Source organism: Hyalangium sp., from assembly GCF_035629615.1.
Classification (GTDB): Bacteria; Myxococcota; Myxococcia; order Myxococcales; family Myxococcaceae; genus Hyalangium.
Map to the genome: position 1 here is coordinate 1 of NZ_DASPHO010000793.1, position 20,688 is coordinate 20,688.

Here is a 20,688-nt window from a genome sequence, read left to right on the forward strand (position 1 = left end):
CTCTCCTCGAAGTAGATCTCATGGAGAGCGGACACGCGGAGGCGACCGGTGTTGTAGGGCTCGATCGGTGGGTAGAGGGAGCGAGGGGCCATGGCGGGCTCGGGGTAGGGGAGGCGCGTCGGCAGACTAGCAGAGCCTTGGGGGGCGCTTGCTCGCCTGCCCCTCGTGCGAGAGACGAGCACCCTGCGCGCCGAGCGAGGGGCGCGGCAGCCTGTGGAAGGGCCGCCGCGCCCGCGCCAGGTCGGGTCAGGGCACGCGGCAGGCCTGCAAGAGCTCGGACACCGCCGACTCCAGAGCCAGCTGCCGCTGAGCCCCGCTTCGCTCCCGGAGCTGGATGGACCGCGCCGCCTGCTCACGGGCCCCCACCAGGAGGACGAACGGCACGCCGTCATGGTGCGAGTCCAGGATCCGCCGTGACAGCGTCTCGCTCCGTGCGTCCTCGCTCGCCCGGAGCCCCGCCTCCTCGAGGCGCACTCGCACCTCCGAGGCGTAGGCCTGCGAGTCCTGTCCCACGGGGAGCACGCGCAGCTGCTCCGGCGCGAGCCAGGCGGGGAGGGAGCCCTGGTGGTGCTCGAGCAGGATGCCGAGGAAACGCTCCACGCTGCCGAAGATCGCCCGGTGCAGCATGACTGGCCGCTGCTTCCCACCCCCCGAGTCCACGTAGTGGAGGCCGAAGCGCTCGGGCAGCACGAAGTCGAGCTGGATCGTCCCGCACTGCCAGTCCCGGCCGGAGCGGTCCTTCAGGATGAACTCCAGCTTGGGGCCGTAGAACGCGCCCTGGCCTGGCTGCATCCGGCAGTCGAGCCCCACGCGTCTCGCCGCCTCGAGCAGCGCGGCCTCCGCGCGATCCCAGACGTCGTCACTGCCCGCACGCTGCTCGGGGCGGCTGCTGAAGGCCACCTGGACGTCCTCGAAGCCGAAGTCCCGGTAGAAGACGCGCAGGGAGCGGCAGAACGCAGCAACTTCGTCGGCCACCTGCTCCTCCATGCAGAAGATGTGGCCATCGTCCTGCGTGAACTGGCGCAGGCGGAACAGCCCCTGCAGGGCACCGGAGGACTCGTTGCGGTGCACCAGCCCGAACTCCGCCAGCCGCAGGGGCAGGGCGCGGAAGGAGGGCGCCATGCGCTGGAAGATCTGGATGTGGCCCGGGCAGCTCACGGGCTTGACCGCGAAGGGCCGCTCGCCGTCATCCAGGATGAACATGCCCTCGCGGAAGTTCTGCCAGTGGCCGCTGCTCTCCCAGATGCGCTGGCCTAGAATCTGCGGCGTCCTCACTTCGCGGTAGCCGCCAGCGGCCAGCTCGCGGCGGACGCGCTCCTCGAGGAGCTGGTACAGGATGAACCCGCGAGGGTGCCAGAACACCATGCCAGGGGCCTCCTCCTGCATGTGGAAGAGGTCCAGGCGGTCGCCCAGGGATCGATGATCGTGTTCGCTCAGCATGTCCGTTCTCCGTGTCGGTGAGGTGGAAAGCCGGACCGGAGCGGGGCTGAAGCTTCTTGCGCGGTGCGCCCCGTCCGGTTCTTCCGGCGGGGCTGCGGTGTCCGCGCGCTCAGCTCACGTGCGCACGACCGCCGGCCCGCCAGTGCGGGTGGTGGTCGTAGTCGTCGTGAGCTGGACGAACTTCATGGTGAACAAGATGCAGCGACGTGGGCTGGCTGTCAACCGGGGCTCCGGACATGGAGGAGGTGCACCCCAGGGGGAGGGTGGAGTTCACGTCCGCAGCCGAGTGTTCACCCCTGTGAGTTGACCGTGGGAGAGGCTTGCCGGCCCCCGGTCACGGTGGGGGGATACAAGGCCGCACCTGCTGCGAGGGAGCTGAGACCTGTGAGCCCTGTCACCTCCACTGGCCATCGCCTGCGGCAGCACACGCCTCGCATCCTCCAGCTCTGGGAGGAGCGGGTGCGGCAGCAGGTGCCGACCGCCCGAGCGCAAGCCTCGCCTGCCCTGCGCGACTCGCTCCCTGAGCAGCTTGGGGAGTTGGCCACAGCCCTCGAGCACCTCTCGCCCGTGCGGGGCCTGGGGGAGCGGGAGCAGTCGCGCGGGCGTAAGCATGGCATCGAGCGGGCGTCCCTGAAGGACTACTCCCTCGAGCAGGTCATCTACGAGTACCAGCTGTTGCGCCAGGTGCTCTTCGAGGTGCTGGAGGAGGAGGGCCCCTTGGGCGCCGCCGAGCGCAACGTGCTGCTCGACGCTGTGCAGATCCGCGAGCGTAATGCAGCCGGCGAGTTCTCGCGCCAGCGCAGCCTGGAGGCCGAGCGCGCCCGGATGGCCCTCCAGGAGGCGCACGCGACGCTGGAGCGAAGAGTGCGGGAGCGCACCGAGGCGCTCGCCTCGAGTGAGGAGCGCTTCCGGCTCCTGGTGGAGGGGGTGCGCGACTACGCGATCTTCACCTTGGACGCCGAGGGAGTCATCACCTCGTGGAACCTGGGCTGCGTGCGCATGAAGGGCTACTCGGTGGAGGAGGCCGTGGGCAGCCACTTCCGCATGCTCTACACGGAGGAGGCCCAGGCCCGGCGCGACGCAGAGGATCACCTGCTCATCGCGGAGCGTGAAGGACGCTTCCGGGGCGAGGGCATGCGCAAGCGCAAGGACGGCTCGCTCTTCCTCGCCGACGTGCTCATCACACCCATGTACCGGGAGCGCGTCCTCATCGGCTTCTCCAAGGTGGTGCAGAACCTCACTGAGCGGAACCTGCTGGTGCGCGAGCGCGACCTGTCGCGCAGCGCGGTGGAGAATTTCCGAGTGGAGCGCGAGGTTCGCGAGCGCTTCATCGCGATGGTGTCCCATGACTTGCGCACCCCCTTGAGCGCAGCGAAGGTGAGCGCCCAGCTCATCCTGCGCAACCCCGAGGCGCACGAGCACCACCTGGAGCTCGCCGCCCGCGTGGTGAACAACCTCGAGCGGCTGGACCGGATGGCAGGGGATCTGCTGGACGCCAGCCGCCTGCGTGAAGGCCTTGCGCTCTCGCTCGAGCTGTCCCTCTTCGACCTCAGGGCGCTGGTCCAGGAGGTGGCAGACGAGCTCGCCACGGTGCACGGCGACCGCTTCGTCGTGTACGCGGACGAGAAAGTGGAGGGCTACTGGAGCCGCGAGGGCTTGCGGAGGGTGCTCGAGAACCTCGCCATCAACGCGGTGAAGTACGGCGAGCCTGGCACCCCCATCACCCTCAGCGTGCAGCGCAGTGAGCACCGCGCGGGCCTGCGCGTCCTCAACCTTGGCAAGGGCCTCACCCCTGAGAAGCAGGCCTCTCTCTTCGGGCACTTCCAGCGAGGAGAGGAGGCTGAGAGCGGCTCCCTCCCGGGCTGGGGCGTGGGCCTCACGGTGGTGCGCGGCATCGTCGAGGCACTGGGGGGCACCGTCGGGGTGACGAGCACCCCGAACTCCGGCACCACCTTCCTCGTGGACCTGCCCATCGACTCACGCCCCTTCAAGAAGGAGCGGCAAGAACCGGCGTAAGCGGGGCGAGTGCTCCCCTTCCCGGTGAGGACGGGGAGTGCCCCACTGCGCGAGCCAGGGCTAGCCGTTCTCGGCGGAGGGGGGCGGGAGGCCCTTGCCCGCGGGGGCCACCACCTTCAGCTCCGAGCGCTCATCCAGCGCGAGCCCGTCCCCCTTCGGCTCTGTGTCGGTGACCGCGATGACGTCCCCGCGGTGGAGCTTGAAGAAGCGCTCGTTCTTCTCCGTGCGGTGCTTGTCCTGCATGGCCAAGCCCACGCGGCCCTCGGGGCCGCAGCCGATGTAGCGCTGGCGCCCCTTGCCCTCGAGCGGCTCGGAGACGATGCGGAAGAGCCGGCCCTGCGGCAGCTCCGGCCATGCCTCGCCCTTCGGTGCCAGCATCAGGTAGCTCATCTTCAGGGACTCCTTGTGCAGCCCCGCGGCCCGCGCCAGCTCCTCCACCACGTGCGGCATGGGCCACGAGCGCTCCGCGTGGCACCAGTCGCTCTCCTTCACCAGCGCCGGGCAGTTGCCTCGGAACATGCAGGGCGCTCGCACCGCGTAGCCCTTGCCCACCAGCACGTCCCTCACCTTGAGCAGGGCGCGCGAGGTCTCCCGCAGGGCCGGCTCCACCACCAGGAGGCTCCCGCCCTTCTTCACCTGGGCCAGCGCCTGCTCCAGCAGCGCCGCCCGAGGGCCGATGGCGCCATCCCCCGTCCCGTACAGCTCGTTGAGGACGTGGCCCATCGTGATGAGATCGAACTGGCCCTCGGGGAGGGGCGCCTTGCGCGTCGGGTCCCACTCGCGCGTGGCCAGCGCCTCTCCTGCCTCCGCGGCGAGCGAACGGGCGAGCGCCAGCGCGGGCTTGCTCCGGTCGGCCGCCGTCACCTCCTGCGCTCCGGCATCCAGCGCGGCGAAGGCCAGCGGACCCGGGCCGCTTCCCAGGTCCAGCACGTGCCGGGGGCGGCTGGGCAGCTCCCCCAGGGCCTGGCGCGCCTGGGCGTAGGACACCGGCCAATAGAAGAGCAGGTAGGCACCCAGCAGCTTCGGGTCGTCCATGTACCGGGCGCCCGCGAGCTGCCGCTCCCGAGTCAAGCCGAGCGAGAGCTGCTTCACCCCCGCGCCCACCTCCTTCACCTCCTGGGGCGTCAGCCGCGTCTCCGGCCCGTCTCCCTTGCGGCGGGCCTGTCTCCAGACGGAGATGAGCCGCGGAATCCACCGCTCGAGATCCTTGCTATACGCGTCGGCCATCGACACTGACTCCCACGGAAGGGTCGCCTCTGGGCGGCGACCGCGTTAAACCCTGTCCCACATGATCTCCGTCCGAGGCCTGCGCAAGCACTACAAAGTCCACAAGCGCCCGCCCGGCCTCAAGGCCGCCTTCCGTTCGCTCTTCCATCGCGAGTACACCACCGTGAAGGCGGTGGATGGCATCTCCTTCGAGATCCGGGCCGGCGAGCGGGTGGGGTTCCTGGGGCCCAACGGGGCGGGCAAGACGACGACGCTCAAGGTGCTCTCCGGCTTGCTCCACCCCTCCGAGGGCGAGGTGCGGGTGGACGGCCACGTGCCCCGCCACCGCGAGGAAGCCTTCCTGAAGAAGATCATGCTCGTCATGGGGCAGAAGCAGCAGCTCCTCTGGGACCTGCCGCCGGCGGAGACGTTCGAGCTCAACCGCGCCATCTATGACGTCCCCCAGGCGCAGTTCAAGCAGACGGTGGACGAGCTGGTGGCGCTGCTGGAGCTGGAGGAGCTCATCCAGAAGCCCTCGCGGCAGCTCTCCCTGGGCGAGCGGATGAAGTGCGAGCTGGCGGCGGCGCTCATCCATCGTCCCAGAGTCCTCTTCCTGGACGAGCCCACCATCGGCCTGGACGTGTCGATGCAAGTGACGATGCGCTCCTTCATCAAGGCCTACACGGAGCGGCACGGCGCCACGCTCATCCTCACCAGCCACTACATGGATGACGTGGCGGCGCTCTGCCCCCGCATCGTCGTCATCGACAAGGGGGCGCTGTCCTACGACGGCGGACTGGACGCGCTGGTGCAGCGGGTCCGGCCGGAGAAGCGGGTCATGTTCCGGCTGGAGCAGCCGGTGGAGGCCGCGCGCCTCACCTCGCTGGGCCGGGTGGTGTCGCACGAGCCGGGCTCGGCGGTGCTGCAGGTGCCTCCGGAGGCGGTGAGCGCCACCATCAGCCGCGCGCTGTCGAGCCTGCCAGTGACGGACCTGACGGTGGAGAACGCGCCGCTCGAGGAGGTCATGAGCGAGCTGTTCGCCGAGAACAAGGCCCGCCGGGCCTCGGTCGCCGGCGAGGTGGGCTCATGAGCCTGCGCAACACCGTGCGTGCGTTCCCTTCGCTGTTGCGGGTGGGGTTCTCCGAGGCGCTCGCCTACCGTGCCGAGCTGCACGTCTGGGTGCTGTCCACCACCATGCCCTTCATCATGATGGCGCTGTGGACGGCGGTGGCGCGGGATGAGCCCATCGGCCCCTACAACGCGGAGGGCTTCGTGGGCTACTTCCTGGCCACCTTCGTGGTGCGGCAGCTCACGGGCGCCTGGGCGGCCTGGCAGATCAACTACGAGGTGCGGCAGGGCACGCTGGCCATGCGCCTGCTGCGGCCCATCTCTCCGCTGTGGGCCTACGCCGCGGAGAACCTGGGGGCCGTGCCCATGCGGGTGATGGTGGCGGTGCCGGTGGCGATCTTCTCGGTGCTCGTGGTGGGCGAGCAGGCGGTGCCTCGGGAGTGGTGGGGCTGGCCGCTGCTGCTGGTGACGCTGCTGGGAGGGTGGCTCATCACCTTCCTGGCGAACGTCTGCATCGGGACGATGGCCCTCTTCATGGAGAGCAGCAATCACGTGATGGATGTGTGGCTGGTGCTGTTCTTCATCCTCTCCGGGTACATGTTCCCCGTGTCGCTGGGGCCGCCCTGGCTGAGCGCGCTCGTGGACTGGCTGCCCTTTCGCTACCAGATCGGCCTGCCGGTGGAGGTGATGACGGGGAGGCACGAGCTGCCGGAGACGCTGCTGCTGCTGGCGCGTCAGTGGATCTGGGTGCTGGTGCTGGGGACACTCGCCGTCACCCTGTGGCGGCGAGGGCTGCGGCGCTTCGCGGCGTACGGAGGCTAGAGAGGGATGCTGCGCCGCTATTCGAGACTGCTCGGCGTGCAGCTGCGGGCCTCCAGCCTGCTGGCCATGCAGTACCGGGGGGACTTCCTGCTGGAGGGCGTCATCTCCCTGTTCTGGACATTCACGGCGATGGTGCCGCTCCTCGTCGTGTACGGGGAGCGGCAGGCCATCGCCGGCTGGAGCTTCGGCGAGGCGCTCTTGGTGGTGGGGTGGTTCACCCTGCTGCAGGGCGTGCTGGAGGGTGCCATCACGCCCAGCCTCAACGGGGTGGTGGAGCACATCCGCAAGGGAACGCTGGACTTCGTGCTGCTCAAGCCCGCGGACGCGCAGTTCCTGGTGTCCACCACGCGCTTCGAGCCGTGGCGATCCACCAACGTCCTCACGGGGGTGGCGATCTTCGTCTACTCCTTCCACCTGCTGGGGCGTGGGCCGTCCATCCCGGGGCTGTTGGCCTCGGTGGTGTTGCTGGGCACGAGCACGCTGCTGCTCTACTCGATGTGGATCCTCACGGTGAGCGCGGCCTTCTTCGTGGTGAAGGTGGACAACCTCACCTACTTCTTCCAGTCCATCTTCGATGCGGCGCGGTGGCCGTCGTCGGTCTTCAAGGGGCCGCTTGCCTTCGTGTTCACGTTCCTCATCCCGCTGGCGTTGATGACGACGTTCCCGGCGGAGGCGATGCTGGGGCGGTTGCCGCTCCGAGCGCTGGTGGCGGCGGTGGTGGGCTCCATCGTGTTCGCCTTCATCTCGCGCCGCGTGTGGCTGCGCTCCATCGGGCACTACACGTCCGCGGGCGGCTGAGCGCGGCCGTCGACCCGGTATCCCCTGGAAATTCTTGGGAGTGGGCTGGGTGCAAAACCACCCAGCACAACTTTTTCTCAGGATCCGCGATAAGGCTGACTGGAAAATCAACCTTCCAGGCACGAGGCGGGTGGGGATGGCATCGCTGCAGCGCTTGTTGCTGGGAATTGCACTGCTGGGAGCGTCCATCGCCTCGGCGGAGGATGCGCCTCAGCGCGTCGTCGCCATCGTCCCGCTGGGCCCAGTGAAGCAGGAGTACCTGGAGCGCGTGGCCCAGGAGATCCAGTCCCGCATGAATGTGCAGGTGCGCATCGAGCCGCAGCGCGAGCTGCCCTCGGAGGCCTTCTACAAGCCCCGCAAGCGCTGGCGCGCCGAGAAGCTCCTCGACGCCCTGGATGCGAGCCCGCCCGCTGGCGCTTGGAGGGTGGTGGGCGTGACGGAAGCAGAGATCTCCACAACCAAGGGCGACATCGTCGACTGGGGCATCGCGGGCCTGGCCAACATCGGCGGGCCGAGCTGTGTGCTGTCCGCGTTCATCTACAAGAAGCACAGCAAGGAGAAAGACGTGCTGCTGCGCAGGCTGGGCGACCTGGCCGTCCACGAGTTCGGCCACACGCTGGGCTTCCCTCACTGCGAGGCGAAGGGCTGCGTGATGGCGGACGCCAAGGGCAAGGCCATCACGTCCGCGGACGAGAGCTCCGGCCAGTACTGCGCGCAGTGCCTCGAGACCCTCTCACCCGAGGACCGGGCCTTCATCAAGAAGCAGCCGTAGGGCCTCGGGTCTTCATCACCCACTCACCCAAGGAGTTCGCATGAGACACACCCCACCTCTGCTTCTGGCCCTGCTGGCCGTGAGCGCCCTCGGGCTCGCCACTCCCGCCCACGCGGGCGCGGCGAAGTCGACGTACCCCGTCGTGTTCGCTCACGGCATGTCCGGCTTCGACGACATCCTCGGATACGACTACTGGGGAGATGACTACGGCACGTTCGTGGGCGACCCCTGTGACGAGACCTTCGAGGTCTACTGCAACGGGGACCTCAACACCGCGCAGAAGGCCTTCGTCGCCCAGGTGCAGCCGTTCCAGACCTCGGAGGTGCGCGGCCTGGACCTGGCCAATGACGTCGAGGGCTTCATGGCCTCCGTCGGGGCCAGCTACGTGAACCTCGTGGGGCACTCGCAGGGTGGCCTCGACATCCGCAAGGCCGCGCGCGTCCTGCGCGAGCGCAAGGGCTACACCGCCGTCAAGGTGGCCGTCAGCGTGTCCTCGCCGCACCGCGGCTCGCCGGTCGCCAAGTACATCCTGGGGCTCAACCCCGGCGTCACCAGCGTCATCGACGCGCTGGCCCGCTACTACGGCGACACGATCTACCAGCCCGGCAATGACGGCATCGCGGGCGCCAAGCAGCTCGTCTACAACGACTACGATGCGAACGACGGCAGGACCACGGGCATGAAGGCCTTCAACACCGCCTATCCGCCCAGCTCCCCGTATGCCACGCGCTTCGTCTCGCTCATCACCGCGCAGCACGGCGTGAACGTGAACCCGGCCCTCTACCTGCTCAAGGAGTTCTTCTTCGACATCGACGGCGACGGGGCCTGCACGGATGACTGCGACAACGACGGAGCTGGTGGCAAGGGCGACGGCGTGAGGAACGAGGCGGACGACGACGGGCTGGTCGGCATCAACTCCCAGCAGATGGGCCACCGGCTCTACTACACCGAGTACGTCGGCTTCGATTATGTCGGCACCGACACGGCGCTCGGCCAGGTGACCAACCTCAACGCGCCCACCGCCACCCAGATGACCTCCATGTCGAGCGTCATCATCCAGGACCACCTGGACGTGGTCGGCGTGGGGCCGGACACCTTCGATGAGCCGGAGTTCTACGCGGCCATCATCGACTACATCGCCTACTTCGACTGAGCGCAGCACACCGGGTGCCCAGAGGGTCCACGCAGGCGGATCCTCCGGGCCACCTCGCCACCTTGCCCGGCCTGTGGCAAGGAGAGAGCCGCATGAGGATGCGGACCAAGACGATTCTGGGTGGCTCGGCGGTGGCGCTCCTGGCCCTGCTCGCGGGCGTGTATCTCTCGTTCCGGAGCGCGGAGCCCGAGGCTCGGCTTGCTCTCGCAGCAGCTTCTGGCACAGGCCCTCGTGCGGAGCGGCCGCCTGCGACCGCGTCTGTCGCCAGCCCGAGCGCCCTGCCAGGCCCTGGAGGCGAGCCTCCTCCCTCCGCTCCCGTGCTGTCAGGAGATCCGGACAAGGAACTGGAGGAGCTGGCCACCTTCATGCGCGACCGCTTCGGCGCGAAGCTGAAGGAGCCCTACATCCAGATCAAGATGCTGGAAGACCTGATGCGCTTCTTCCAGAAGCGGAACCCGGACCGCTGGCAGGAGGAGCTGCTGGCGTTCCTCAAGAAGGCGTTCCCGGAGATGTACGACGAGCTGGCGGCGACGCTCCGCAACCGCGTGGACTACGAGAAGTGGGTGCGGGACAACGACTCCTACCTGCGCGGGCTCAATGACAAGGAGCGCCGCACCGCCATCTGGGATGCGCGCAACCGGCTCTTCGGCAAGGAGAATGCAGAGCGCATCTGGGCCTCCGAGCTGAAGAACCAGGCCCTGGCGGACACGCTCGTGGCGCTCGACGGGAAGCAGGACGCCAACCTCAAGCAGAAGCTGTCCACGTACAAGCAGCGCCTCCAGGAGATCCACGGCGAGCAGGCGGAGGTCTACCTGGACCGGCACCGCCAGGAGACGATGAACCGCTTCCTGGATCTGTCCTCGGTGCAGAAGGAGCTGACGGAGATGACGCCCCAGGAGCGCTCGCAGAGCCTGCGCACCGTCCGCAAGGAGCTGGGGCTGGACGAGGAGGCGCTGAAGCGCTGGGACGAGCTGGACAAGACCCGCGACACGCGCTGGGACGCGGGCGTGAAGTACATGGCGGAGCGCGAGGCCCTGGCGCAGCAGCTCTCCGGCCCCGAGCTGGAGACGAAGCTCCAGGAGCTGCGTGCGCGCTACTTCGGCACCGAGGCCGACGTGATTGGCCAGGAGGAGGCCAGCGGCTTCTTCCGCTTCGAGCGCCCCCGGCAGTGGGGACGCAACTGAAGGTTCAAGTGTTCGCTGCTCGGCAAGAGGGAGCCTCAGGGGCCCTGGCTGACGTGTAGCTCTGGGCAGCGCCCCCCTCCCTTCGTGCAGTACCGAGTGGACCTTTCGTGCCTACCTTCTCAGCGGGCGCTGACTCCCCAAGGGTGTCCCGATGGACCGACACGGTGCGCAGCTTTGGGTACTCCTTGGGGGCTTGCTGGTAGGGCCCCCCGCGGTGGCCTGTCCGGACTGTCCCACCGCCCGGGTGGTGCGCACCTCCGTCCTGGGTGATGACTTCTGGACCTACCTGGTGACGGCAGTCGTGCCTTTCCTGCTCATCGGAGCGCTCAGCGCGCTGCTGTACCGCATCGGACTCCCGCCGCGTGAGGTGGCTACCCCGCGTGACGGGGAGGAGCCTGGAGCCAGAACCTGACGGAGCGCGGAGGACGCGATGGCAGACGGAGCACGGCACCATGGGGCGCTCATCTCGGCGGGCGTGCTGCTTGGCGCGGGCCTAGGGGGCTTCGCTGATGGCATCCTGCTGCACCAGATCCTTCAGTGGCACAGCATGCTCTCGACCCAGCTGCCTCCCACGGAGCTGGTGAGCATGAAGATCAACATGTTCTGGGATGGCCTCTTCCACGCCTTCACCTGGCTGGCCACCGTCCTGGGGCTTGGCCTGCTGTGGCGCGCGGGCCAGCGCCCCGAGGTCCCCTGGTCGACCCGCACCCTCGTGGGCTCGCTGGCCATCGGCTGGGGCGCGTTCAACCTGGTGGAGGGGCTCATCGACCACCACCTGCTCGGCATCCACCACGTCCGCCCTGGGGAGGGGCAGCTCGCGTGGGATCTGGGCTTCCTCGCGTTCGGGGCGCTGCTGGTGGGCGTGGGGTGGGGGCTGGTCCGCGCAGGCCGGAGAGACACCCGGCCTCGGGGCATGGCCGTGGGCCCCGGCGCTCCAGGCAGGCTGGCGCCGGGGTTACAGCAGGTGAGCCGCTAATTAGTCTCGGCGGCGCTTCGCTCGCGAGTGCTGCCCTCCCGCGAGCGTGAGGTTTCGCTCGAGGCGCTTTTGCTCGCGCTGCGCAGCACTGCTTGACTGACGCGCTTGGTAGGCCTGCTCGCGCAGGAGCTTCTCGAAGCTCTCGAGCCGCTCCGAGGAGAGTCCCCCGGCTTCCACCGCGGCCCGCACCGCGCATCCAGGCTCGCGCCGGTGAGAGCAGTCCGAGAAACGGCAGTCGGCGGCCATGGCGAGGACATCGGAGAACGCCTGGCTCAGGCCCTCTTCCTCTCCCCACAGCCCGAGCTCGCGCATCCCCGGCCCATCGATGAGCAGGCCTCCATGGGGAAGCACGAAGAGCTCCCGGTGCGTGGTGGTGTGGCGCCCCCTGTTATCGTCGGGCCGGACGGGCTGGGTGGCCAGCCGCGCCTCGTCCAGCAGCCGGTTGACGAGGGTCGACTTGCCCACACCCGAGGAGCCGAGCAGTGCCCCCGTCTTCCCGGCAGGCAGCTGCGCACGCAGCTCTTCGAGCCCTGTGCCCTCCAGCGCACTCAGTGCGAGCACCGGGGCGCCCTGAGCCAGCGCCTCCACCTCGAGGAGGAGGGCGGAGACATCCGCGTGGAGGTCCGCCTTGCTGAGCACCACCACGGGGGTGGCACCGCTGTTCCAGGCGATGGTGAGCGCCCGCTCGATGCGCCGGAGGTTGAAGTTCCCATCCAGCCCGGTCACGAGGAACACCACGTCGAGGTTGGCGGCGATGAGCTGTCCCTCGCGCTCGCTTCCCGCCTCGCGTCTCATGAGGACGCTGCGGCGGGGAAGGAGGGAGTGGAGCAGCGCCTCGCCCTCACCCGAGGGCGGTATCAGCGCGACCCAGTCGCCGATGGTGGGAAGCGCCTCGGCGCTCGGAGCCTGGTGAAGGAGCCGTCCCGAGGGGCGCGAGAGGAACGCCCGCTCGGAGGTCTGGACGGTGAGGAGCCCGCGCTCCTGCCGCACCACGCGGCCGGGAACGAGGGGAAGAGAGGACTGAGACAGGAGAAGGGAGAACGCGTGGGCGAGGTCTGGACCCCAGCCGAGAAGCTCGATGGACACTGGAAGGACTCCGGGCAGAGCGGTGCCTGCGGCGCACCTGGTTCTTCAGGGCACCCAGCAAGGGGGCAGGGCCACACTGCGACGGACGTCGAGTGCCGGCTCAGGCGGCCTGCGCCCTCTGGGCGAACAGGACAGCAACCGCGGCGGGGACAAGGGGCAAGTTCAAGGAGCCTCCAGGTGCTCGCGGGGCGGCGTCCATCGCCGCTCGGCACCCCAAGCCATAGCAATCCTCCCGACACTTGCCTACCCCCAGCTGGAAAATCCCCCGGAAAAAGCCCCGCAACCAACCCGCCCCCCCTGGGTTCGAGGAGCCGTGAGCGCGATGCGACGGCGCTCAAGACGGTCTCAACCTCTCGAACCTCGAAGGAGTGAAGTCATGATGCGGATCGGCAAGTCGATGATGCTGGGTGCGGCGCTGGTGCTGGGTGCTTGCGGTAAGGAGAGCGCGGTGGAGGACTCCGAGTACGTGGAGGCCACGCCGGATCTGGCTGGCACCGCCCTGGAGATCAATGGTGAGGCGGCCGCCGAGGAAGGTGCCGCGCTGATCGCCGAGGGCTTCGGCGTGCACCAAGGCGAGCTCAACGGCCAGGGCCCGGAGTTCCTCGAGAACGCGCGCCTGCAGGTCAAGGCGCTCAATGCCACCCTCAAGGAAGCGATTGCCCCCATCGTGGAGCTGGTGAACGCGGGCGGCGCGGAGGCCCAGCCGGGCGACGTGCTGGTGTACGGCCCGACGGACCGCACCCACGCCACCTTCAAGTTCACCATCAAGAAGGTGACGCAGCAGCGCTTCGTGTGGAAGCTGGAGGCGCGGCCGCTGGGCAGCACGGATGACGCGGCCTACAAGGTTATCTCGGCGGGCGGGCTGACCAAGGGAGTGGTGGCGCACCGCGGCCGGGGCACCCTCGGCATCAACCTGGACAACCTCAAGGCGGTGGCGCCCACCACCACCGGCCAGGGCAAGCTGATGGCCTCCTTCGCGCACACCGCGGGCAATGACAAGACGCTGTCCTACCGGCTGGCGGCCTTCACGCCGAACCCGACCAACCACGAGCCCGTCACCGGCGCCTTCGTCGGCCACCGCCGCAATCCCTCGGGCGCCACCCGCATCCGCGTGTTCGGCAAGTACAACCTGAAGGACACGGCGACCCCCGAGAAGGAGAACGTGTTCGCCACCCTCCGCTGGATCCCGGGCACCGGCGGGCGTGCGGACATCTACGCCTCCGGCGGTGACATCGCGGCGGACACGTTCTTCATCGGCAGCGCGTGCTGGGACCGGCAGGAACTGGAGAAGTTCCGCATCCTGCGCCAGTGCACCAAGGGCCAGCCCCTCTCCGAGTGCACCGTGGTCGAAGGCTCGGCAGTGGGCACGCGAGAGGCCTGCCCGGCCGCCGACCTTCGCGGCGAGATCTCCCCGCCGTCTGGCAACCCCGACGACGTCACGCCAATGCCCGATGCCCCGATCGAGCCGGAGCCGGTGCCGGGGGACGTAACCCCGGAGCTGTAAGCGCTCCGCAGGCGTGACAGTCAGGCGCCGGAGGGCCTTCGGGTCCTCCGGCGTCTCTGTTTTCAGCGCTCCTCGCAGATGGCGTCCGCCTCGATCTCCACCAGCATCACGGGGTCGATGAGGCGGCGCACCTCCACCATGGAGGTGGCCGGCAGGATGGTGCCGAAGAACTCGTGGTGCGCCCGGCCTACCTCCTCCCACCGGGAGATGTCCGTCACGTAGATGCGGGTGCGCACCACGTCCTCCAGCCGGGCCCCGAGCGCCTCCAGCGCGGTCTGGATGTTGCGCAGGGCCTGGACGGCCTGAGCGTAGGCATCCCCTTCGCCGACCACCTTGCCCGAGGCATCCGTGGCGGTGGTGCCGGTGACGGAGACGAAGGGTCCAACGCGCACTGCGCGCGAGTAGCCCACTCGGGGCTCCCAGGGGGTTCCGGTCGAGTAGCGGGTCCGCTGCATGGCTGCTCCTGAGAGGAGGCGAGAGGCACGGATTCGAGCCCCTGGAGTCCAAGGGGGCAAGCGCAGATCGAGAAGGCCGCGAAAATTCGCACGCCCCGTGATAGTTGGCCTCCCGTCATGGCATCCGAACTCGAGCAGGAAGTCGCCCGGCGGCGCACCTTTGCGATCATCTCCCACCCCGACGCGGGCAAGACGACCCTCACCGAGAAGCTGCTGCTCTACGGAGGCGCCATCCACCTGGCCGGCAGCGTGAAGGCCAAGCGGGCAAGGCGGCATGCCACCAGCGACTGGATGGAACTGGAGAAGGAGCGCGGCATCTCCGTCACCTCGTCCGTGCTCCAGTTCGTCTACCGGGACCATGCGGTGAACCTGCTGGACACCCCGGGCCACCAGGACTTCTCCGAGGACACCTACCGCACGCTGGCCGCCGCGGACTCGGCGGTGATGCTCATTGACGCGGCCAAGGGCGTGGAGCCGCAGACCAAGAAGCTCTTCAAGGTCTGCCGGATGCGCGGCATCCCCATCTTCACCTTCGTCAACAAGCTGGATCGGTTCGGCCGCGCGCCGCTGGACCTGATGGACGAGCTGGAGCAGGTGCTCGGCATCCGCTCGTACCCGATGAACTGGCCCATCGGCATGGGGCCGGACTTCCGCGGCGTGTATGACCGGCGGGCCAACGTGGTCCACGTCTTCAGCGCGGAGGGCCACCACGGCGAGAAGGAGGTGGCCGAGCGCTCGGTGCCCCTGGACTCGCCGGAGATCCACTCCGTGCTCAACGAGCGCGAGCTGGAGCAGCTCAAGGAGGACATCCAGCTGCTGGACGTGGGCGGGGACGAGTTCACCCGGGAGAAGAGCGACTCGGGGCAGCTGACGCCCATGTTCTTCGGCTCGGCGATGACCAACTTCGGCGTGCGGCCCTTCCTGGATGCGTTCCTGGATCTGGCCCCTGCTCCCACGCCCCGGCAGACGAAGGATGGGCCGCGGCTGCCTACCACGCCGAAGTTCTCCGGCTTCGTCTTCAAGATCCAGGCGAACATGGACCCGGCGCACCGCGACCGCATCGCGTTCCTGCGCGTGGTGTCCGGCCGCTATGTGAAGGGGATGAGCGCGCACCACTCTCGGCTGGCCAAGGAGGTTCGGCTGGCCAAGCCGAGCCAGTTCCTCGCCGCCGAGCGAACCGCCATCGAGGACGCGTGGCCCGGGGACGTCATTGGCCTGTTCGACCCGGGGCAGTACCGCATCGGGGACTCGCTGGCGGAGGATGAGGGCGTCCTCTTCGAGAGCGTGCCGCGCTTCAGCCCCGAGCACTTCGCCGTGGTGCGCAGCAAGGATCCGCTGCGCCGCAAGCAGATGGAGAAGGGGCTGGAGCAGCTCTCCGAGGAGGGCACGGTGCAGATCTTCCAGCAGCTCCAGATGGGCATGAAGGATCCCATCGTGGGCGTGGTGGGGGTGCTGCAGTTCGAGGTGCTCCAGTACCGGCTCGAGCACGAGTACGGGGCGAAGATCGCCCTGGACAAGCTGCCCTTCAGCCACGCGCGCTGGGTGGTGGGCGCGAACTTCGATCCGAAGGCGTTCGACTGGGAGGGCAACCGGCAGACGGTGCAGGATCGCGACGGCCTTCCGCTGGTGCTCTTCCGCGACGACTGGGCGCTGCAGCACGCCGAGGAGAAGCACCCGGAGCTGAAGTTCCTCAACGAGGCGCCCATGCTCCACCAGCTCGCCCAGGTCCCCACCGGCACCTGAGCAGGCCCCGCGCGGCCCTCACTTGAAGGGCACCACCGTCCCGCCGCGGTGCGCCGAGTCCCGGAGCACGAGCCCCTCCTTGAAGAGCCGCGCGGCCTTGGGGCCCACGAGGAAGGCCTTGGGGTCTCCCTTGCGGAAGGCCTTTCTCAGGTACTCCTCGATCTCGAGGAACAGGCGCCGGAAGCGATCCGGCGCCGCGTCCTTCCGGCCCGTCTGGGGGGTGATGTCCAGCTCGGCCCAGAGCACCCCGCTGAGCAGCTCGCCCTCCTCGTTCTTGCGTGAGCGCTCCATGAAGATGACGGGCGAGCGCACCTCGTCGATGCGCCAGAAGCCCTTGTCCGGCCCTCGCTTGACCTTGTCCACGACGGCCGCGCCGAGCTCGGTGGCCACCAGGTAGAGATCCTCCTCTGGAATCCTGGGGAGGTTCTCCGCGCTGGCTCGGAACGTCTCCCAGTCGGGAGGCACGCGCCGAGGGTAGACCTCGAGCACCAGGCGCTCGAGGAAGCGGAAGAAGGCGGCCTCGTCTTCGGGCGCCATGAAGAACTTCTGAACGGTAGCCATGGTGCGCCAAGGTACCACTGCCCGCGCTGCCTCGGATGGCCTAGAACCCAGGTCCATGGAACCCACCTTCTCCTCGCTGCTTGCCCGGATGCAGGAGCTCCGGGACCTCCAGGGCATCATCGGCCTGGCCACCTGGGACCAGGAGACGTATCTGCCTGCCAAGGCCGATGACGCGCGGGCCCACCAGCTCTCCACGCTCCAGGGGCTCCACCACGAGCGGCTCGTGGACCCGTGGCTGGGGGAGGCGCTCGCCTGGGCCGCCGGGCGGACGGACCTGGAGGCCGACCAGCGAGCCATGGTGCGGGTGCTCACCCAGGAGCGAGACCGCGCCGTGCGAGTGCCCCAGGCGCTGGTGAAGGCGCTGGCCGAGGCGCAGAGCCGCGCGCTGGTGGCCTGGCGCCAGGCTCGGAAGGAGAAGCGCTTCGCCCTCTTCCAGCCTGCCCTCGCGCGCATCCTGGCGCTGCGCCGCGAGCAGGCGGATGCCTATGGCCATAAGGGCGAGCGCTACGACTCGCTGCTCGAGGGGTATGAGCCGGGCATGCGCGTGGCGCGCCTCACGCCGGTGTTGACGGCGCTGCGAGACGCGCTGATTCCCATGGTGGCCACCCTGACGGCCGCGCCCAGGCAGCTGCCGGATCTCTTCCAGGGGCGCCACTTCGACGGCGAGGCCCAGTGGCGCTTCACCCTGCGGCTGCTCGAGGCGGTGGGCTTCGATCTGGAGGCGGGCCGGCAGGACCGGAGCATCCACCCGTTCACGGGTGGCACGCACCCGCTGGACGTGCGCCTCACCACGCGCATCGATGAGGCCAACCCCCTCAACGCGCTCTTCAGCACCATCCACGAGGCAGGCCACGGGCTCTACGAGCAGGGCTTCGCCGAGGCGCACTACCGCACGCCGCTGGCCGCCGCGCCCTCCATGGGGCTGCACGAGTCTCAGTCCCGCCTCTGGGAGAACGTGGTGGGCCGCAGCGACGCCTTCTGGGAGCACTTCTACCCGGCACTGCGGGAGGCGTTTCCCCAGGCACTCGCGGGAGTGGAGAGGGGCGCCTTCCACGCGGCTGTGAATCGCGTGAGCCCCTCGCTCATCCGCACCGAGGCGGACGAGGTGACGTACAACCTCCACATCGTCCTGCGCTACGAGCTGGAGCTGCTGCTCATCCACGACGAGCTGCCGCTGGAGGAGTTGCCCGCCGCGTGGAACGAGCGGATGCAGCGCTACCTCGGGGTGACGCCGTCCGATGACACCCAGGGAGTGCTCCAGGACATCCACTGGGCCTGGGGCGAGTTCGGCTACTTCCCGACCTATTCGCTCGGCAACCTCTACTCCGCGTCCCTCTACCGCGCCGCCGAGCGCGCCCTGCCGGATCTCTCCGGCCACATCCGCCGCGGCGAGCTGCTTCCCCTGCGCGACTGGCTGCGCACCCATGTGCACAGCCAGGGCTACCGCCTGCCTGCGGAGGACCTCGTCCATCAGGTGACGGGACGAGGCCTCACGGATGTGGACTTCCTGGAGTACCTGAGGAGCAAGTACGGCGCGCTGTACGGCGTCTCGCTCTGAGGAGACGCCTCCAAGGGCCAGCGCCCGCCATACCGGGCCGGCCAGGGACGGGCCGCGCGATCACCAAGAACTGGCCGGGGCGTGTGACACGGTCGCGGCTCAGTCCTTCACCGGCTCTCGAGCAGCGGGCGGCCTGGGCACAAGCTCCCTGGCTCAGGTGGCGAAGAGCAGCAGCCGGCACGCCCGCGCCATGAACAGCGCGTCCCGAGCAAGCCCCGCGCTGGCCGCGTTCGTGTCCAGCCACGCCGTGCGCGCCACCTGGCTTCCCAGCTCGAAGCAGATGCTCGCCGTCCGCCGCGCCAGCCTGCTGTCCTTCTGCAGCGCCCGCGCGTTCAGCTCACACAACTCCGCACACTGCCGGAGCAGGCGAACGACGTCGCTATCCGCCGGATGTCCCTCGGACACCAGCCGCGCCATGCCTGCCTCGCATGCGACCTGGCAGCGCAAGCTCGCGGTGATGCACTGAGTGATGTCCGACCGCGCCGACCCCATTCTCGCACCCGTCATGTCGGCCACCTCCACAGCGGACCCAAAGCTATGCATGGCCGTCCCCGTCGCAACTGCCGGGTCCCCGCTTCGCAACGGCTTCTGATCACTGGTAGATGGTCTCGCCATGGCCGACACGCTCACCCTCGTCCCACCCCAGGTTGAAGAGTACGCCCAGGCTCACACTGAGCGCCCGGGTGCGATCTTTGAGGAACTCCGGGAAACAACGTATGCACGAATGAAGTCACCGCAAATGCAGGTGGGGCGCATGGAGGGCACCTTCCTGCGAATGCTGGTGAAGCTGGCCCACGCCCGGCGCGTGCTCGAACTGGGGACCTTCACCGGCTATTCCGCACTGATGATGGCGGAAGGGCTTCCGGATGATGGCGAGCTCGTCACGTGCGATATCGATCAGAAGGCAGCGGCCGTGGCCCGGGACTTCTTCTCGCGCAGCCCGCATGGACGGAAGATTCAGCTGCGCATGGGGCCGGCGCTGGAGACGCTGAAGACGCTGCGGGGGCCGTTCGACCTGGCCTTCATCGACGCGGACAAGCAGAACTACGGCGCCTACTACGACGCCGTGGTTCCCCTCCTGCGTTCCGGGGGACTGTTGGTAGCGGACAATACGCTCTGGAGCGGGCGCGTCCTCCAGCCCCAGTCCCCGGAGGACCACGCGATCGTGGCCTTCAACGCGAAGGTGGCCGCGGACCCCCGCGTGGAGAAGGTGCTGCTCACCATCCGCGACGGGATGATGCTGGCGCTCAAGCGCTAGAGCAGGCTCAGCGGGGCGGGGTACTGCGAGAGCAGGGCGATCAGCGCCTCTCCATAGAGGCGCACCCGCTTCTCTCCCAGCCAGGGCACCTTCGCCAGCTCCTCCAGGTTGCGCGGCGGCACGGCGGCGAGCACCTCCATCACCGCGTTGGGGAGCACCACCGAGGGCGTCACCTTGCGCTCGGCCGCCTTCTCCGAGCGGAACGCCTTGAGCACGTCCTCGCGCTTGCGCCGGTTCGGGTCCCGGCTGCCGTCCTTCGCCTCGCGCTCCGGCTTCAGCTCGCCCTTGCGGGACTTCTCCGTCAGCTCCCGCACCAGGGCGAGCACCTCCTCGCCATGCTCCCGCACGAAGCCCCCACGCACGCCAGCCGCCCGCGCCAGCTCCTTGGGGCTCGTGGGCAGCTTCACCGAGATCTCAGCGATGGCCATGTTGGACAGCATCCGCCCCATGGGCAGGTTGGCCTTCTCCGCCCACTCCAGGCGCTTGCGGTGGAGCGCGAACGCCAGCGAGTGGGCCAGCAGCAGCTGCGCCGGAGAGAGCCCCGAGCGCGGCAGCTTCGGCTTGAACTCCGCGCCTACCTCGGGCCGGGCCGCTGCCTCCTCGCACATGCGCGCGCAGTCCAGGAGCACCTCCTCGAGGATGTCCGTCTTGCGGCACTCCTCGCGCACCTGCCGGCCCAGCTCGCACAGGTAGCGCACGTCATTGGCGATGTACTCGCGCATCTCCGCCGGCAGCGGGCGCAGCGAGAAGTCCGACTGCTGGTGCTCCTTGGGCAGCTCCACTCCCAGCCGCTCCCGGGCCAGGTCCGCCAGGCCGACTTTGGGCCACCCCAGCAGCGTGGCCGCCCGGTGGGTATCGAAGAGGCCCTGGACCCGCACGCCTGTCTCGGCCAGGTACTGCAGGTCTCCCTGGGCGGCGTGGAAGTACTTGGTGCGCGCCGGGTCGGCCATCAGGGGGGCGAGCAGGCTGGCATCCACCCCCGGCACGAGGGTGTCCCAGAGGAACACCTCTGTGTCCGTGGCCAGCTGGAGGAAGCAGAGCCGGGCCCGGAAGGCGTGCATGGAGTCCGCCTCCAGGTCCACAGCCAG

Annotated in this window: 20 protein-coding genes; 13 read left to right on the forward strand and 7 right to left on the reverse strand. The window is 68.9% G+C overall.

What is annotated here, in order from left to right:
• Positions 1 to 246: 246 nt before the first annotated feature.
• Entirely contained in the window at positions 247 to 1,440 is a 1,194-nt protein-coding gene (gene thrS / locus VD972_RS39710) for a threonine--tRNA ligase (protein ID WP_324994232.1), read from the reverse strand.
• 384 nt (positions 1,441 to 1,824) lie between these two features.
• Here thrS and VD972_RS39715 point away from each other — a divergent pair, with 384 nt between their 5' ends.
• The gene (locus VD972_RS39715; protein ID WP_324994234.1) at positions 1,825 to 3,456 is read left to right on the forward strand and encodes a sensor histidine kinase; all 1,632 of its coding nucleotides are present in this window, start codon (positions 1,825 to 1,827) and stop codon (positions 3,454 to 3,456) included.
• A 60-nt stretch (positions 3,457 to 3,516) separates the two neighbouring features.
• Here VD972_RS39715 and VD972_RS39720 read toward each other — a convergent pair whose 3' ends face one another.
• The gene (locus VD972_RS39720) at positions 3,517 to 4,683 is read right to left on the reverse strand and encodes a small ribosomal subunit Rsm22 family protein (RefSeq protein ID WP_324994236.1); all 1,167 of its coding nucleotides are present in this window, start codon (positions 4,681 to 4,683) and stop codon (positions 3,517 to 3,519) included.
• A 61-nt stretch (positions 4,684 to 4,744) separates the two neighbouring features.
• Between VD972_RS39720 and VD972_RS39725 the strand changes: the two genes are divergently transcribed.
• From VD972_RS39725 to VD972_RS39760, 8 genes are all read left to right on the forward strand, one after another.
• Complete coding sequence (locus VD972_RS39725) at positions 4,745 to 5,752, forward strand: ATP-binding cassette domain-containing protein (RefSeq protein ID WP_324994238.1); 1,008 nt, start codon at positions 4,745 to 4,747, stop codon at positions 5,750 to 5,752.
• Entirely contained in the window at positions 5,749 to 6,552 is an 804-nt protein-coding gene (locus VD972_RS39730) for an ABC transporter permease (protein WP_324994241.1), read from the forward strand. Before VD972_RS39725 ends, VD972_RS39730 begins: the two co-directional genes overlap by 4 nt.
• 6 nt (positions 6,553 to 6,558) lie before the next feature.
• Positions 6,559 to 7,350: an ABC transporter permease gene (locus VD972_RS39735; protein WP_324994243.1), complete on the forward strand. Its 792-nt coding sequence runs from the start codon at positions 6,559 to 6,561 to the stop codon at positions 7,348 to 7,350.
• A 136-nt stretch (positions 7,351 to 7,486) separates the two neighbouring features.
• Entirely contained in the window at positions 7,487 to 8,122 is a 636-nt protein-coding gene (locus VD972_RS39740; RefSeq protein ID WP_324994245.1) for a hypothetical protein, read from the forward strand.
• 40 nt (positions 8,123 to 8,162) lie between these two features.
• Complete coding sequence (locus tag VD972_RS39745; RefSeq protein ID WP_324994247.1) at positions 8,163 to 9,275, forward strand: acetyltransferase; 1,113 nt, start codon at positions 8,163 to 8,165, stop codon at positions 9,273 to 9,275.
• Positions 9,276 to 9,367: 92 nt separating this feature from the next.
• Entirely contained in the window at positions 9,368 to 10,459 is a 1,092-nt protein-coding gene (locus VD972_RS39750; protein WP_324994249.1) for a hypothetical protein, read from the forward strand.
• 151 nt (positions 10,460 to 10,610) lie between these two features.
• On the forward strand, positions 10,611 to 10,871 hold the full coding sequence (locus tag VD972_RS39755) for a hypothetical protein (RefSeq protein WP_324994252.1): 261 nt from the start codon (positions 10,611 to 10,613) through the stop codon (positions 10,869 to 10,871).
• Between the two features lie 18 nt (positions 10,872 to 10,889).
• A complete protein-coding gene (locus tag VD972_RS39760; protein WP_324994254.1) occupies positions 10,890 to 11,435 on the forward strand; it encodes a DUF2243 domain-containing protein in 546 nt (181 codons plus the stop codon).
• Here VD972_RS39760 and rsgA read toward each other — a convergent pair whose 3' ends face one another.
• Positions 11,436 to 12,521, reverse strand: coding sequence for a ribosome small subunit-dependent GTPase A (rsgA, locus tag VD972_RS39765; RefSeq protein ID WP_324994256.1), 1,086 nt, complete (start codon positions 12,519 to 12,521; stop codon positions 11,436 to 11,438).
• A 376-nt stretch (positions 12,522 to 12,897) separates the two neighbouring features.
• Between rsgA and VD972_RS39770 the strand changes: the two genes are divergently transcribed.
• On the forward strand, positions 12,898 to 14,025 hold the full coding sequence (locus VD972_RS39770; protein WP_324994258.1) for a hypothetical protein: 1,128 nt from the start codon (positions 12,898 to 12,900) through the stop codon (positions 14,023 to 14,025).
• A 62-nt stretch (positions 14,026 to 14,087) separates the two neighbouring features.
• Here the strand turns inward: VD972_RS39770 and VD972_RS39775 are convergent, their stop codons facing one another.
• Positions 14,088 to 14,480 (reverse strand): RidA family protein, encoded by a 393-nt coding sequence (locus VD972_RS39775; protein ID WP_324994259.1) that lies wholly within the window; start codon positions 14,478 to 14,480, stop codon positions 14,088 to 14,090.
• A 117-nt stretch (positions 14,481 to 14,597) separates the two neighbouring features.
• On the opposite strand from VD972_RS39775, the gene VD972_RS39780 reads away from it, so the two are divergent.
• Positions 14,598 to 16,223 carry a peptide chain release factor 3 gene (locus VD972_RS39780; protein ID WP_324994261.1) on the forward strand — a complete coding sequence of 542 codons (1,626 nt, stop codon included), beginning with the start codon at positions 14,598 to 14,600 and terminating at the stop codon, positions 16,221 to 16,223.
• Positions 16,224 to 16,241: 18 nt separating this feature from the next.
• Here VD972_RS39780 and VD972_RS39785 read toward each other — a convergent pair whose 3' ends face one another.
• A complete protein-coding gene (locus tag VD972_RS39785; protein WP_324994263.1) occupies positions 16,242 to 16,784 on the reverse strand; it encodes a hypothetical protein in 543 nt (180 codons plus the stop codon).
• A gap of 55 nt (positions 16,785 to 16,839) precedes the next feature.
• Here VD972_RS39785 and VD972_RS39790 point away from each other — a divergent pair, with 55 nt between their 5' ends.
• On the forward strand, positions 16,840 to 18,342 hold the full coding sequence (locus VD972_RS39790) for a carboxypeptidase M32 (RefSeq protein WP_324994265.1): 1,503 nt from the start codon (positions 16,840 to 16,842) through the stop codon (positions 18,340 to 18,342).
• A gap of 153 nt (positions 18,343 to 18,495) precedes the next feature.
• Here the strand turns inward: VD972_RS39790 and VD972_RS39795 are convergent, their stop codons facing one another.
• Complete coding sequence (locus tag VD972_RS39795; protein WP_324994267.1) at positions 18,496 to 18,849, reverse strand: hypothetical protein; 354 nt, start codon at positions 18,847 to 18,849, stop codon at positions 18,496 to 18,498.
• Positions 18,850 to 18,955: 106 nt separating this feature from the next.
• Between VD972_RS39795 and VD972_RS39800 the strand changes: the two genes are divergently transcribed.
• Positions 18,956 to 19,600: an O-methyltransferase gene (locus VD972_RS39800; protein ID WP_324994269.1), complete on the forward strand. Its 645-nt coding sequence runs from the start codon at positions 18,956 to 18,958 to the stop codon at positions 19,598 to 19,600.
• Here VD972_RS39800 and VD972_RS39805 read toward each other — a convergent pair.
• Positions 19,597 to 20,688, reverse strand: a 1,092-nt coding sequence (locus tag VD972_RS39805; protein WP_324994271.1) for a ribonuclease D, incomplete at its 5' end; no start/stop codon positions are given. The genes VD972_RS39800 and VD972_RS39805 overlap by 4 nt on opposite strands.